The organism is Bradyrhizobium sp. CFUWI (assembly GCF_056429085.1).
This window is the reverse complement of record NZ_JBWJZE010000162.1, coordinates 1-471: the sequence shown is the minus strand read 5'-3', so window position 1 is coordinate 471 and position 471 is coordinate 1. Positions and strand designations below refer to the sequence as shown.

General features: G+C 52.7%; 2 protein-coding genes. One reads left to right on the top strand and one right to left on the bottom strand.

Annotation, left to right across the window (positions count from 1 at the left end):
* Positions 1 to 202: hypothetical protein (locus AC066S_RS39215; RefSeq protein WP_478271963.1), on the top strand; the 202-nt coding region annotated here is incomplete at its 5' end.
* A 78-nt stretch (positions 203 to 280) separates the two neighbouring features.
* Here the strand turns inward: AC066S_RS39215 and AC066S_RS39210 are convergent.
* Positions 281 to 471, bottom strand: a 191-nt coding sequence (locus tag AC066S_RS39210; RefSeq protein WP_478271962.1) for a hypothetical protein, incomplete at its 5' end; no start/stop codon positions are given.

Here is a 471-nt window from a genome sequence, read left to right as displayed (position 1 = left end):
TTTCAAGACACAAACCAAGCAACAACCTCGAAATGCACAGCATCTTTCATCTTGGTTCCATGCTCAGAGTAGAAAAGACCATGTGGTGTTTCGACAATTACCAAGCATTGCGGTCAAGCTAGCCTGGGGTGCCTCCGCTTTGGATGCGGTGGGCAATGAAGCTGGTGCCTCTGATGCTGCAGCAGGTGGCGCTTTGGACTGACTAGGTGCTCCATCGCCCATGTCAACCTCACTGCCTTTCAGCTTCTTGGTAGGGGGCTCCCCTTGCTCCTGGGAGCTGCTATTCTGTGCACTGGAGGGCTTGATCCTCACCGCATTGATGCTGGCTTTTGATGGCTGCCTGCATGACAGGAGCAGCAGGCAAGTCTGATCTGTGACAAGGAAGTAACTCCTGATCAAGGATGCACAGAAAAGCAATGGCAAGGAGAGTTGCCAAAGGCTGACCGGGTCTTGCCATTTGCAGCCTAAAGT